The sequence below is a fragment of the Pararhodospirillum oryzae genome (assembly GCF_007992075.1).
Classification (GTDB): domain Bacteria; phylum Pseudomonadota; class Alphaproteobacteria; order Rhodospirillales; family Rhodospirillaceae; genus Pararhodospirillum; species Pararhodospirillum oryzae.
Window position 1 is genome coordinate 1 of record NZ_BJZO01000035.1, and the last position, 13,178, is coordinate 13,178.

Consider the following 13,178-nt stretch of genomic DNA (forward strand, 5'->3'; position numbering starts at 1 on the left):
CGCCCGGCGCTTGAGGGCATCGAAAAAACTCCGGGGCAACCGGTTCACCCGATTGCCGTGGGGGTTGAGGGCCGTGAACGCCCGGTCAGGCCCATGCCCACCATGGCACCCACCACCAGCGCCAGCCCCGCCAGACCCAGCGGCAAGGCCTCGCCGGCGCGGGCATACAGTGGCCGGGCCGGCAGGGGCGGCGGCACCGAAAGGTCCAGGATTCCCTCTTCGTCCAGCCCGAGCACGGGCGAAACCCGACCCAGGGGCGAAACGATCCCGCTCACCCCGGTGCCCGCCACCCGGACCAGGGCCATTCCTTCCTCGATGGCGCGCAGCCGCGCGATCTGGAAATGCTGGTAGGGTCCGGCCGAATGCCCGTACCAGCCATCGTTGGTCAGGTTGACCATCCATTGGGGAGCCGGATCACCCGCCGCGACCACGCGCCCCGGAAAGATCACCTCGTAGCAGATCAGGGGCGCGAAGGGCGGCACCGGTCCGGGCGCCAGGGTCCGCAGGCCCGGCCCGGCCGAGAAATCGGTGGCACCGGGCGTGAGCTTCTTGAACGGCAGCCATTCGGCCAGCGGCAGGTATTCGCCGAAGGGCACCAGATGGGCCTTGTCGTACACCCCGCGCACCGAGCCCTCGTCATCGACCACGAACAGGCTGTTCCAGATCTGCGTGGGCTCGCCTGGTGGCGCGCGCCGCACCGAGCCCGTGATCAGCACGCCCCCGGGCGGCACCGCCGCGCGCAGCGCCGCGCGCACCTCGGGGGCCAGGTTGATCGGGTACGGCACCGCCGTTTCCCCCCAGATCACCACGTCGCGCCCCTCCAGCCCCGGGCGGGTGGACAGGTCCAGGTGATGCGAGAAATTCGCCGCCAGACGGCCCGGCCCCCATTTCAGGGCCTGCGGAATCGCCGGCTGCACCAGCCGCACCCGCAGCAGTCCGGCATCGCCGCCTTGGTCGGTGCCGGCGTCCACCCCGTCGCGGGCCGCGATCCACCGCCCGTCGGCGGCCCAGTGTCCGCCGCCCCCGTGGGCCGCGAGACGCCACGCGCCCCCGCCCGCGACCACGGCCAGCACCAGCGCCGCCGCGCCCAGGGCGCCCCAGCGCCGCCGGGCCGGGCCCTCGTCGCCCATCAGGGCCGGCAGCCCCAGCATCAGCATGGTGAGCAGCCCCAGGCCGGTGATCCCCACCGCCGCCGTTGCCTGGATCATGGCGTCGAAGGGCATCCACACCATGCCGATCGGGGCCCACGGAAAGCCGGTCAGCACCCAACCGCGCAGGCCCTCGCTCAACGCCCACGCGCCGGCCAGGACCAGGATCCGCCCCGGTCCCGGGCGCCAGAACACCCGCGCCAGCCCCAGCGCCACGGCCGGAAACACGGCCAGCACCGCCGCCATCCCGGCGATGGCGAAGGGGATCATCCACCCGTAATGCCCGGCATCGACCAAAAACGCGTAGGCGATCCAGTAGATCATCCCGGCGAAGTGGCCAAGACCGAACAGCCAGCCCAGGGCAAGCGCGCCCCGGATGGAGCGGGTGGCGTCCAGCCGCCACACCAGAAGCGGCACGGCCACCATCGCGGCGGGCAGCACATGCAAGGGCGGCAGGGCACTCACCGCGAGAAGGCCCAGGACCACGGCGAACAGGGCCGCCCGGACACCGCCCAGGGCACGCACACGCGAAGCGATGGCGATCATGGAAAATCCAGTCGAAACAGGCGCAAGACAACGGCACAAGGGGATACGCACGGCAAACGGGGCCACGCTTTGGCGCCGGCGCCTACTCCGTCTCGGCGACCGAAGGCAACTCGTGCAGGCGCAGCCGGCGAATGCGCCGGGGATCGGCGTCGATGACCTCGAACACCGGGCCGCCCTCGCGGGCGATCAGCTCGCCCCGGGTGGGCACCCGTCCGGCCAGACGGAAGACCAAACCGCCCAGGGTGTCGATTTCCTCGTGCTCCTCGTCGGTGAAGATCCGGCCGCATTGGGCCTCGAAATCGTCCAGGTCCATGCGCGCGTCAACCTCGACCGTGCCGTCGTCGAGCTCGATCAGGGCCGGGGCCTCGTCCTCGTCGTACTCGTCCTCGATGTCGCCCACGATCTGTTCAATCAGGTCCTCGATCGTGACCAGGCCATCGATGCCCCCGTATTCATCGACCACCAGCGCCATGTGAATGCGCCGCTGGCGCATGTCGCGCATCAGATCCAGGACCCGCGCGCTGGGCGAGGCGTACAGGATTTCGCGGGCGACTTCCTCCAGGCGGGTGGGCATCGCCTCGGACGGACGGACCAGGTCCTTGATGTGCACCATGCCCAGCACCGTATCCAGGGTGTCGCGAAACACCGGCAGCCGGGAATGACCGCTTTCGGCGAACAGGGCAATCACCGCGTCCATCGGCGTGGCGGCGTCCACGCCGATGATGTCGGCGCGGGGCACCATGATGTCCTCCACCGTGACCTCGTCGAGGCTGAGGATATTGGCCAGCAGCACCCGTTCGTTGTCGCCGATCGGCCGGCCGGCTTCCTCGCGGGCCTCGACCATGGTTTCAAGGACCTCGCGCGGGCTGCCTTCCACGCCACGCGGACGAAACACCCCGCGCAGGAAGCTGCTCAGCCCCCCCTTCGAGTCCGAACGCTCGGCGGACTCGAAGCCCCGGCCCGAATGCCCCGAAGACGACGTTTCCTCGGCGGTCGACGGGCTCATGACCGGTCCTCCCCGGCGGCGGCATACGGATCGCGCAAGCCGTGCGCCTCCAGGATGGCCGTCTCAAGCCCTTCCATCTCCCGCGCCTCCTCGTCGGTGTCGTGGGTGTAGCCCAGCAGGTGCAACACCCCATGCACCACCAGATGGAAAACGTGGTCGGCCACGGCAAGATCGCCCTCCCCGGCCTCGCGCACCACGGTTTCGCGCGCGAGGATCACGTCGCCCAGGAGCAAGGGGGCGCCCGGCGGCGGCGGCGGGGCGTCGGCCTCGTCCAGGGCCGCGAACGACAGCACGTTGGTGGGCGCGTCCTTGCCCCGGTAGGTGGCATTGAGCGCCCGGACCCGGGCATCGTCGGCCAGGACAAGGCTGATATCGAGCATCGTTCCCGGCGCGATGTCGAGGCCGGCGGGATCGCCGCCCTCCACGGCCGCGCGCGCGGCCTTCTCGACCCAGGGGCCCAGGTCGGGGACCAGGGCGAACCATGCCTCGTCCTCGACCTCCAGGGCCATGGTTAACGGATAGGGATCCTCCGGACTCGGGCCCTCGGAGGGGTCTAGGGCGGGGGACTCAGCGGGCATGACGTGTCTCCAGGGAACCATCGCGGCGGTCATAGGCGCGGACAATCCGCGTCACCAGGTCGTGGCGCACCACGTCCTTGTCGGTAAAGACGACCTTGGGAATGTCCGCCTCGTGGGCCAGGACCTCCAGGGCGTCGCGCAACCCCGAGCGGGCCCCCAGGGGCAGGTCCACCTGGGTCAGGTCGCCGGTAATCACCATGCGGGACTGCTCGCCCAACCGGGTCAGGAACATCTTCATCTGGGTGGGCGTGGTGTTCTGGGCCTCGTCCAGGATGACAAAGGCCCGCGCCAGGGTGCGCCCGCGCATGAAGGCCAGGGGCGCGATTTCGAATTCCCCCGCCTCCAGGCGTTTCGCCACCTCGTCGCCGGGCAGCATCGCGTACAGGGCATCATACATCGGCCGCAAATACGGGTCGATCTTGTCGCGCATGTCGCCCGGCAAAAAGCCGATGCGCTCGCCGGCCTCGACCGCCGGCCGCGACAGAATGATCCGCTCCACCCGGCGCTGAAGGAACAAGGACACCGCCATGGCCACCGCCAGGAAGGTCTTGCCCGTGCCCGCCGGGCCCAGCCCGAACACCAGCTCGTGCCCCGTCATCGCCTCGATGTAGGTGGCCTGGGTTGCCGAGCGCGGCCGGATCTCCAGCTTGCGCGTGCGCACCGTGCGCACCGGCAGGCTTTCCTCGCCCGCGAGGCGCACGGCGGCATCCACGTCGGCGGGTTCCAGCACCGCGCCGGTGCCGGCCCGGCCATACAGGGATTCAAGGGCGGTCCACGCGGTTTGCACCCGGTCATTGGGGCCGCTGACCGTCACCTGATTGCCGCGCGTGCCCACCACCACCCCCAGGACCTGCTCCAGCCGGTCGAGGTTTTCGTTGCCCACCCCGGAAACCGCCTGCAAGGCGCCGTTGTCGGCGAAGGCCCGGGACACCTGGGTCGAAACCGGCGCGCTCACGCGACCCGCCACGCCGGGGGGGACGCATCCCGTTCCGGCTCCACCGGTTCGCCGGCCAGGCTCAGGGGGCCGGCCGCGACGATGCGCGCCTCGACCAGATCGCCGATCGCAAGGCCGGGCGTGCCCAGGTGCACCGGCTGCATGGCCGGCCCGCGGCCGATCAGCTGGCCGGGATGGCGTCCGGGGCGATCCAGAAGCACGCTCATTGTTGTTCCCACCGCCAGGTCGAGGGCGGCGCGCTGGTGAACGCCCAACCGTTCCTGGACCCGGGCCAGGCGCTCCGACTTGACCTCGGGCGAAAGCTGGCCCGGATGGGCGGCCGAGGGCGTGCCCGGGCGCGGGCTGTACTTGAACGCATACGAGTGCACGAAGCCCACGGCGTCGATCAGCGACAAGGTGGCCTCCAGATCGGCCTCGGTCTCGCCGGGATGGCCCACGATGAAGTCGGACGAAAACGACAGATCGGCGCGCGCGGCGCGCAACCGGTCGATCAGGCGCAGATACGTGGCCCGGTCATGGCCCCGGTTCATGGCCGCCAGCACCCGGTCGGATCCCGATTGCACGGGCAGGTGCACGAAGGGCATCAAGGCCGGATTGTCGCGGTGCGCGATCACCAGATCGTCGCCCATGTCGCGGGGGTGGCTGGTGGTGTAGCGCAGCCGCGCGATCCCGGGCACGGCGGCCAGGGCCTCCAGCAGGCGCCCCAGGGTCCAGGGCCGGCCGTCCGGTCCCTCGCCATGGTAGGCGTTGACGTTCTGGCCCAGCACGGTGATTTCGCGCACGCCGCCCTGGGCGAGATGGCGGGCCTCGTCGAGGATCGCCGCCACCGGACGCGAGGCCTCGGGGCCCCGGGTGTAGGGCACCACGCAGTAGGCGCAAAACTTGTCGCACCCTTCCTGCACGGCCAGGAAAGCCGTGGGCCCCTGCACCGAGGGCTGGGGCAGGAAATCAAACTTGGGATCGGCCGGAAACGAGGTGTCGATGGCACGCCCCGCCTCGCGGTGCACGCGCGCGATCAGCTCGGGCAGGCGGTGATAGGCCTGGGAGCCCACGACCACGTCGACCACGGGCGCGCGGGCCATCAGGGCCTCGCCCTCGGCCTGGGCCACGCAGCCGGCGACCACGATCATCTGATCAAGGCCCTGTTCGGCGCGCGCGGCCTTGACCGCGCGCAGGCGGCCCAGGTCGGAAAAGACCTTCTCGGCCGCCTTTTCGCGGATATGGCAGGTGTTCAAGATGACCAGATCGGCCTCGTCGGGCCGGGAGGTCGTCGCATAGCCAAGCGGCGTCAGGACGTCGGTCATGCGACCGGCATCGTAGACGTTCATCTGGCAGCCGTAGGATTTGATGAAAAGTTTTCTGTTCGCCACTGTCGTGCGGTTGTCGCCGCTCCCGGGTCCGTTTTGTCAGGCTATCATCGGCCGCCCCCAAGTCAAGGGGTGGCGGCGGCCGGCTGGGATGGGGCCAGGCGCCCGCTGAGCGCCTGGGCCACGCCGGCCTTGACCGTCGCGTGGCAGTGGGCCGATAGCGCCTTGCGCGAGGGAAAGGCATCGAAGCGCACCGGTTCGTGAAAGATCACGTCCACGGTGCCGGTGCCAAAGGCCAGCATCTGGAAGAGATGGGGTGCCATGTCCATGGCGCCATACCACGCGAAGAAGGGCCGCCAGGCGCGCCCGACCGGCAGGCCGTCCACCAGGGTATAGGCGATCGAAACCGGCTGCACGGTGACCGGCGTGGCCGCGCTGGCCCCGTTCAGGGTCACCGGCTGCTCGACCACCGAAAACAGGGCGCTCTTGAAGGGATACACCCGGTTGCCGTCGTCGCTGGTGCCCTCGGGGAACAAGATCAGCGGCTCGCCCTCGGCCAGGCGCTCGCGGATTTCCTTCAAGGCCTCGCCGGTGGCCGAGCGGCGGCGGTTGATCAGAATGGTGCGGGCCAGGCGGGTGATGAACCCGAACCCCGGCCAGTCGCCGACCTCGGCCTTGGCGACGAACACCCCGGGGATGACGCTGCCCAGGACCACGATGTCGAGATACGAGACATGGTTGGACACCACCAAAAGCGGCCGCGCCCCGGCCAGGGCGCCGTGGACGCGGGGACGCAAACGGACAATGCGCGCGACCACCCGCCAGAAAAAAGCGCCGACCTCGCGATAGCGCCATCGGGCCGCCATCAAGACCGCATAGGGCGCGATCATGATCAGGGTCCACAATACGAACAGGATCAAACGGACAACGGCAGAGACATAAGAGTACATGTGCCAGTCCCTAGAGATCGAGATCACGAGCCGTGAGATCGTAGTGCTTGTTGTACTTGTCGCTGATCAGGTCGGATTTAACAATGACACAGACATCCGTGGTGTTGAACTGGTGATCCACCACGGCGCCATCGCCAAAGAAACCGCCCAGCCGCAAGTAGCCCTTGATCAGGGGCGGCAGACGGGTCATGACCCGCCGGGCGTCGATTTCCTCGGCCGGCAGCAGGTTCATGGGGCTGAACCGTTCGGGCAAGGCGCGCGGGCGCAAGGCTTCCGGCGCCAGGTGATGGTGATACAAATAGGAAAGCTGCGGCGCGAGGTCGGCGGGGTTGGTGCCGTGCAGGCTGGCGCAGCCAAACATCAAGGCGATGTCATACCGGTGCACGTAGGCCGCGATGCCCCGCCACAGAAGTTGCATGGTGGAGCGGTTGCGATGGCTCGCGTCGACGCACGAGCGGCCCAGCTCCATGACGTTGCCCTCGACCGCCAGCAGCGGAGCCAGGTCGTATTCGTCGGCGCTGTAGAACCGTCCCATGCGCGCGGCCTGCTCGCGACGCATCAGCCGGTAGCAGCCCACCACGCGTTCGGGGCCCTGGCCCAGGGCGTGGTCGATGACCAGCAGATGATCGACGTATTCGTCGAAGGCATCGAAATCCTGTCGCCGCGCCGCCATCGCGGGCGTGGGGCGCGCGCCCATCTCCTCGTAGAACACGCGGTAGCGCAAGGAAAGGGCGGCCTGTACGTCCGCCTCCGCCTGGGCCAGCGTCACTTCCAACGCGCCCGCCCGCAAATCACCCAGAACACCCATCCCGTATCCCACCCAAAAATCCCGCCGGTTTGATTGCCTTCGCGCCGGGCATGGCGCGCGCGCGCCTACTTGGGCGGATCGTCCAGCGGGACGCCATACAGTTCCAACCGGTGACCGATCAGGCGATAGCCGCGCTTGCGGGCGATTTCGCGCTGGATCTGCTCGATTTCGTCGCTGTGGAATTCGACGACCTCTCCGGTATTGATGTCGATGAGGTGATCGTGGTGCTCCTCCGACACCTCTTCGTACCGGGCCCGGCCGTCGCGGAAATCATGACGCTCCAGGATGCCTGCTTCCTCGAACAGGCGCACGGTACGGTAAACCGTGGCAATCGAGATCCGGGGATCGGTCTCGGTCGCCCGGCGATAGACCTCCTCGACGTCGGGATGGTCGGCTGCTTCCGAAAGCACACGGGCGATGACCCGACGCTGTTCGGTCATCTTCATGCCCTTCTCAAGGCAGCGCTTCTCAATGCTCGACATCATGCGGCCCGTCCTTCGGCTCCGGCGAAGGCCCCATACTAGTGGGGGGGCGCGCCCTTGAAAAGGCATCGCGGCATCGATCCGCGATGCCTTTTTCCAACTCCGGCACCTCGTGGCGCGGCCTGATTGTTCATGGCCGCGTGATTTTCTCTCGTTATTCCGCGACCTCGCCGCGACGCGACCGGGTTCCGAGGCCGATCTTCTTGGCCAGCGAGCTGCGGTGCGTGGCATAGTTCGGGGCAACCATGGGATAATCCGGGGCCAGGCCCCATTTTTCCCGGTACTCCTCCGGAGTCATGTTGTACGCGGTCTTCAGGTGGCGCTTCAGCATCTTGAGTTTTTTGCCATCCTCAAGACAGATGATGTAATCCGACGTAACCGATTTCTTGATCGGCACGGCGGGTTGCGGCTTTTCCTCGACCTCGGGAGGCGGACCGGCAAGACTCGCCAATGCCCGATGGACGTTACCGATCAGATCGGGAAGGTCAGAGACAGGCACCGAGTTATTGCCAACGTGAGAGGCCACGATCCGCGATGTGAGCTCGATGATTTCTTTTTCACTAAGGGGGGACGTCATTAACCGACCTTTCCAACTATTCGACACTGACCGAACCATACTTCAGCCCCGATCGAAACGGAAGCAAGAACGAGCATCACCCGAGAAAATATGCCAATCAACCGCCGCAAGGCGGCAATGAACCCGCCCGGCAGGACACCAACCCTTACAATAGAGATCGGTGGTGACGTCCACCCCAGGGCCTTTGTGGCGCCCCTCCTTGCCTTTGACGCTGAAAAGATCGGAGATGTTCTAACGCGATCCCCGGATAAAACCGCGGGTCTGCGCCTTCGCGCCCCTCCGGCGCCCCTTGGAGCATCGTGTGTCGGAGCGGATCCCGGCACGATGCCCTAACTCTTTGTTTTTGCGCTGGACTTATCGGGAAAGCGCGTCCCGTTTCCCGGGCCTCGCCCCAAGCCCCCGACCGAGTCCCCGAAGCCCGCCTTCCTCGCCTCTTTCCCCCAAAAAAACGGCTCCGCCGTCCCAAGAAGGAACGGCGGAGCCCTGAAAAGAGAGTCCGGCACCGGTGTTCAGGAACGCGTCACGCGACGCGGCCCGTCACCGGCCCTTTCGTCAGCCAAACTTGAACAAGACGCCATAGCCCCCGCGCGGGTAACCCCATTGCAGGGCGCCGGTGTCCTGGCACACGATGCGGCAGGTCCCGCATTCCATGCACCCGTCGGGCACGACTTCCACCTTGCCGTCCTCGGTCTCCACGTAGCAGCCGGCCGGGCAGATGTTCACCATGGCCTTGAGCGCCTCGACATCGGCCTTGGTGGGGTCGATGCACACGTGCGGCTCGCCTTCAAAAACACGATACCGGTTCTGATACAGCTTTTCTTCGATCTTCATGGTCATCGCCAGGCCCTCGCAACCTTGACCGCGTCGCCCACCAGACCCAGGACACCCCGGGCCTTGCGGAAGCTTCGCGCGATTTCCTTTTCCTTGGTCAGCTTGTCGACGCCATCAACCCGCAAGAAGCGCTCGGCCGCCTGGGCCAGCAACTCGGGGTAGGTGGTGACAAACTGCTTGTTCCGCCACAAGGTGTCGGGAAGGTCCTTGTACTTCTTCAGGTCCTTCAAAACGAAGCTCTCTTCCAGCGCCTGGTTGTAGAGCTTCAGGTTTTCCGCCGACATCGGCTTGCCGGCCTTCTTCAGGGCGACAATGTTCTCGGCGGCAATACGGCCCGAGGTCAGGGCCAGATTGGACCCCTCGCGGTGGGCCGCATTGACGAAGTGGGCGGCATCGCCACAAATCACCCAGCCGTCGCCCGACAGTTCGGGGACGCCCTTGAAGCCGCCTTCGGGAATCAGGTGAGCGGCGTATTCCTTGACCTCGGATCCCCGGATCAGGGGCGCGATCGACGGATGGGCCTTCAGCTTCTCTAGAAGATGGGCTGGGTTGATCTTCTTTTCAACAAAATCGCTGACGATGCAGCCGATACCCAGGGCGATGCTCTCGCCATTGGTATACAAGAAACCGGTCCCCAGCATGCCAGAGGTCACGGTCCCCAGGATTTCGATGACGACGCCTTCGTTGTCGGCAATATTAAAGCGTTCGTTGATCACTTCACGCGGCAGGAAGTGCATTTCCTTGACCGCGAGCGCCGCATGCTCGGGCGCCACTTCCTGGCGGATGCCCGAACGCTGCCCGACCAGCGCGTTGACGCCATCGCACAGCACCACCACGTCGGCGTAAACCTCGCCGTTGTCGCGGTCGCAGCGCACGCCGATGACCTTGCCGGTCTCGTCCTTGAGCAGCTCCAGCACCGTGGTCTCGCAGATGACCATGGCACCGGCGTCCTTGGCCTGCTTGTTCAACCACTTGTCGAACTGGGCCCGGATGATGGTGTAGCGGTTGGGCTTCTCTTCGTTGAAGTTCTCGCTGCGGAAGTGGGTGCCCACGTAGGAGCGGTCATCCAGGATCCACATGCGCTGCTCGATCACGTGGCGCTCCAGGGGAGCATCCTCGCGGAAATCGGGGATCAGCGCTTCCACCGCGTTGGCGTACAAGATCGCGCCTTGCACGTTCTTCGAGCCCGGGTACTCGCCCCGTTCGATCTGCAATACGTTCAGACCGGCCTTGGCCAAGGTATAGGTGGCGGCGTTGCCGGCCATACCCGCGCCAACGACGATCGCGTCGAAATGTTCGGCCATGGTACTTCGTGTCCTTTCAGCAGTCGCCGTCGTCGGTTAGCTCGCCATCCGCAGCTTGCCCAGGCGCTCGCGGAACGCGGCGGTCAGCGCGGGCAGGATCTGGAGCGCGTCGCCGACGATGCCATAGTGGGCAAACTCAAAAATGGTGGCATTGGGGTCGGCGTTGATCGCCAGGATCATGTCCGCGCCTTCCACGCCCACCCGGTGCTGAATGGCCCCCGAAATGCCGGCGGCGATGTACAGCTTGGGACGAATGGTCTTGCCGGTCTGGCCGATCTGACGGTCGGCGGGCAGCCAGCCCTTCTGGATGGTCGGACGCGAGCCGCCGTAATCGGCGCCCAGCACCTCGGCCAGGTCGGTCACCAGCTTGAAGTTGGCGGGGCTGCCCAGGCCCAGGCCCCCGGCCACCACCACGTCGGCATAGGCCAGGTTGACCTTGTCCGAGGTGACGTCGGGCAGGAAGTCCAGCACCTTGGTGATGATGTTTTCTTCCGCCATGTTCAGCGGGAACTCGATCACCCGGCCGGAACGGCCTTCCGTGCGCTCGGGCATGGCCATGACGCGCGGGCGCACGGTCGCCATCTGCGGGCGGAAGTTCAAGGTGTAAATGGTGCACAGCAAGGTGCCGCCGAAGGTCGGACGGGTGGCCGCCAGGCAACGGTCGTCGTCGATCGCCAGTTCGGTGCAGTCGGCGGTCAGACCGGTCTTCAAGGTGGTGGCCAGCGAGCCGGCCAGGTCACGCCCCAAGGTGGAGGCGCCCAGCAGCAGGATTTCGGGCTGGTGGGTGTTGACCAGATCGTTCAGGCCCTTGGTGAAGGTCTGGTTGCGATAATCGGTCAGCAGCGGGTCGGCGATGACATAGGCCAGGTCGGCGCCATAGGCCCAGGAATCGTTGATGGCATGGGTGATGCCCTCGCCCGGCGGGCCCATGATCACCGCCGCCAGTTCCACGCCCAGCTTGTCGGCCAGCTTGCGGCCTTCGCCCAGCAGTTCCCAGGAAACGGAGTGGACCTTGCCCCGCTCCATCTCGATGAACACCCAGACGTTCTTATAGGACTGGAAACGCTCCGGCAGTTCCTTCTTGGCCGCGCCACGGCCACCGGCGGGAGCGGCGGCGGGGGTCTTCGGGTTGCTCATGGTGTAATCCTTCCTCCTCAGGACGCCGCGGACAGCTTGAGGAGGTCACCCTCCAGCTTCGGGTTGGCCGCAAACAGGGTTTCAAGAGTCGCCTGGGCGATTTCGGCCGGAGACTTGCCCTCGGTCGCAACCTGCACCGCCTTTTCCTTGCGCGGCTGCGGGGCGAACACCTTCTTCACCACGGTCGGCGAGCCCTTGAGGCCGCACATGGCCATGTCCTCGACCCCGGCGTCCTTGGCGTTCCAAACCGTCAACGACGCGCGCGCGGCGCGGAACATGTCGTCCATCGACCCACGGCGGATGGTGTTGGTGCCTTCCAGCATGGTGATCAGGCACGGCAGGCCGGTTTTCAGCACCTGCACGCCGCCCTCGGCCCGACGCTCGACCACGATGGAGCGGTTTTCCGCGTCAACCGACCGGATCGCCGACACATAGGTGAGCTGGTTCAGGCCCAGGCGCTGGGCAATGCCGGGACCCACCTGGGCGGTGTCGCCGTCGATGGTCTGCTTGCCCGTGAAGACCACGCTCACCGGCTCTTGCGCGTGCAGCTTGGCAATCGCGGTCGACAGCGCGAACGAGGTGGCCAGCGTGTCCGAACCCGCGAAGAAACGGTCGGTCAGCAGCACGGCGGCGTCGGCGCCAAAGCCCAGGGCCTTGCGCAGGCTTTCATCGGCCATGGGCGGTCCCATGGTCAGAACCGTCACCTTTCCCCCCAGCTTGTCGCGCAAGCGCAAGGCCTCTTCCAGGGCGAAGAGATCATAGGGGTTGATGATGGTGGGCACACCTTGGCGCATGATGGTGTTGGTCACCGGATGCACCCGGATCTGCGCGCTGTCGGGCACCTGCTTGATGCAGACGACTATGTGCATGCGTCTAATCCTCTTGTCGCGTGTCTTCCGTGCGGGCCCCGCCGGATGGGCCTGCCAACTTCAAAGGCAGGGCCGCCCCTGCCGGTGTCCAAGGCGTCGCCCCCAACCCGCCGGCCTGGCCCGCCCCGAAAAAGGAAAGCCTGAAACGGATCAGGGGTATTTGTGCGCCGCATCATTACTATTACGTCATACCACTTTCCAAGCGATGAAACAAAGCCTGTCTTCGCCCTGAAACGCCCCGATCCCGTCGATTCCCGCTTGGGAACCCGACAAAAGGTGTTTTCAGCGCTGGAAAGAAAATTACCTCATCCCGTGCGACGCGATCCCGTTTCTTACCCGTCGGCGCCGACGGACGCAATATTGTCGAGCCCGACAAAACCGCGACCCGGGGTCTGCTGAAACACACGGAATACCTTATACGTGCGCGCATCTCCGACTTCAAAATCCGCGTGCGCCTTGGCCAAGCAAGTCCGGTGCCAGTCGATCAAGGCGGCCTCGTCCTCGGGGGCCGGAGCCGCCTTCAGATGCATCTGGTAGCGCTTGAGCACATGCAGCCGGTTGACCGCCAGCACGTGGGGGTCGTAGGGCACCTCCAGCAGGGTGAAGAACTCCTCGGCACTGGCGGCGTGGCGCAGGCGGGACAGAAGATCGCTCATGGGGGGACTCCAGGCAAGGGACAA

Annotated in this window: 14 protein-coding genes; all 14 read right to left on the minus strand. The window is 66.4% G+C overall.

The window, feature by feature from the left end; genetic code table 11:
• Positions 1–44: 44 nt before the first annotated feature.
• The 14 genes from lnt to ROR02_RS07625 all read right to left on the minus strand — a co-directional run bounded on the left by lnt (position 45) and on the right by ROR02_RS07625 (position 13,154).
• Positions 45–1,694, minus strand: coding sequence for an apolipoprotein N-acyltransferase (lnt, locus tag ROR02_RS07560; RefSeq protein WP_147163417.1), 1,650 nt, complete (start codon positions 1,692–1,694; stop codon positions 45–47).
• A gap of 82 nt (positions 1,695–1,776) precedes the next feature.
• On the minus strand, positions 1,777–2,700 hold the full coding sequence (locus ROR02_RS07565; RefSeq protein ID WP_147163418.1) for a hemolysin family protein: 924 nt from the start codon (positions 2,698–2,700) through the stop codon (positions 1,777–1,779).
• On the minus strand, positions 2,697–3,278 hold the full coding sequence (gene ybeY, locus ROR02_RS07570; RefSeq protein ID WP_147163419.1) for an rRNA maturation RNase YbeY: 582 nt from the start codon (positions 3,276–3,278) through the stop codon (positions 2,697–2,699). The genes ROR02_RS07565 and ybeY overlap by 4 nt, the downstream gene beginning before the upstream one ends.
• A complete protein-coding gene (locus ROR02_RS07575) occupies positions 3,268–4,233 on the minus strand; it encodes a PhoH family protein (protein ID WP_147163420.1) in 966 nt (321 codons plus the stop codon). The genes ybeY and ROR02_RS07575 overlap by 11 nt, the downstream gene beginning before the upstream one ends.
• Positions 4,230–5,603, minus strand: a complete 1,374-nt coding sequence (miaB, locus tag ROR02_RS07580; RefSeq protein ID WP_147163421.1) for a tRNA (N6-isopentenyl adenosine(37)-C2)-methylthiotransferase MiaB — start codon at positions 5,601–5,603, stop codon at positions 4,230–4,232. Before miaB ends, ROR02_RS07575 begins: the two co-directional genes overlap by 4 nt.
• A 62-nt stretch (positions 5,604–5,665) precedes the next feature.
• A complete protein-coding gene (locus ROR02_RS07585) occupies positions 5,666–6,490 on the minus strand; it encodes a lysophospholipid acyltransferase family protein (RefSeq protein ID WP_147163422.1) in 825 nt (274 codons plus the stop codon).
• A gap of 10 nt (positions 6,491–6,500) precedes the next feature.
• Entirely contained in the window at positions 6,501–7,298 is a 798-nt protein-coding gene (locus tag ROR02_RS07590; RefSeq protein ID WP_147163423.1) for a GNAT family N-acetyltransferase, read from the minus strand.
• A gap of 65 nt (positions 7,299–7,363) precedes the next feature.
• The gene (locus ROR02_RS07595) at positions 7,364–7,783 is read right to left on the minus strand and encodes a Fur family transcriptional regulator (RefSeq protein ID WP_147163424.1); all 420 of its coding nucleotides are present in this window, start codon (positions 7,781–7,783) and stop codon (positions 7,364–7,366) included.
• A 151-nt stretch (positions 7,784–7,934) separates the two neighbouring features.
• The gene (locus tag ROR02_RS07600) at positions 7,935–8,357 is read right to left on the minus strand and encodes a MucR family transcriptional regulator (protein ID WP_147163425.1); all 423 of its coding nucleotides are present in this window, start codon (positions 8,355–8,357) and stop codon (positions 7,935–7,937) included.
• 552 nt (positions 8,358–8,909) lie between these two features.
• Positions 8,910–9,194, minus strand: coding sequence for a ferredoxin family protein (locus ROR02_RS07605; RefSeq protein WP_170245016.1), 285 nt, complete (start codon positions 9,192–9,194; stop codon positions 8,910–8,912).
• Positions 9,191–10,492, minus strand: coding sequence for an FAD-dependent monooxygenase (locus tag ROR02_RS07610; RefSeq protein WP_147163427.1), 1,302 nt, complete (start codon positions 10,490–10,492; stop codon positions 9,191–9,193). Before ROR02_RS07610 ends, ROR02_RS07605 begins: the two co-directional genes overlap by 4 nt.
• A gap of 36 nt (positions 10,493–10,528) precedes the next feature.
• Positions 10,529–11,629 carry an electron transfer flavoprotein subunit alpha/FixB family protein gene (locus tag ROR02_RS07615; protein ID WP_147163428.1) on the minus strand — a complete coding sequence of 367 codons (1,101 nt, stop codon included), beginning with the start codon at positions 11,627–11,629 and terminating at the stop codon, positions 10,529–10,531.
• A 17-nt stretch (positions 11,630–11,646) separates the two neighbouring features.
• Entirely contained in the window at positions 11,647–12,498 is an 852-nt protein-coding gene (locus tag ROR02_RS07620; RefSeq protein ID WP_147163429.1) for an electron transfer flavoprotein subunit beta/FixA family protein, read from the minus strand.
• Between the two features lie 332 nt (positions 12,499–12,830).
• Entirely contained in the window at positions 12,831–13,154 is a 324-nt protein-coding gene (locus ROR02_RS07625; RefSeq protein WP_147163430.1) for a nitrogenase-stabilizing/protective protein NifW, read from the minus strand.
• Positions 13,155–13,178: the final 24 nt, after the last annotated feature.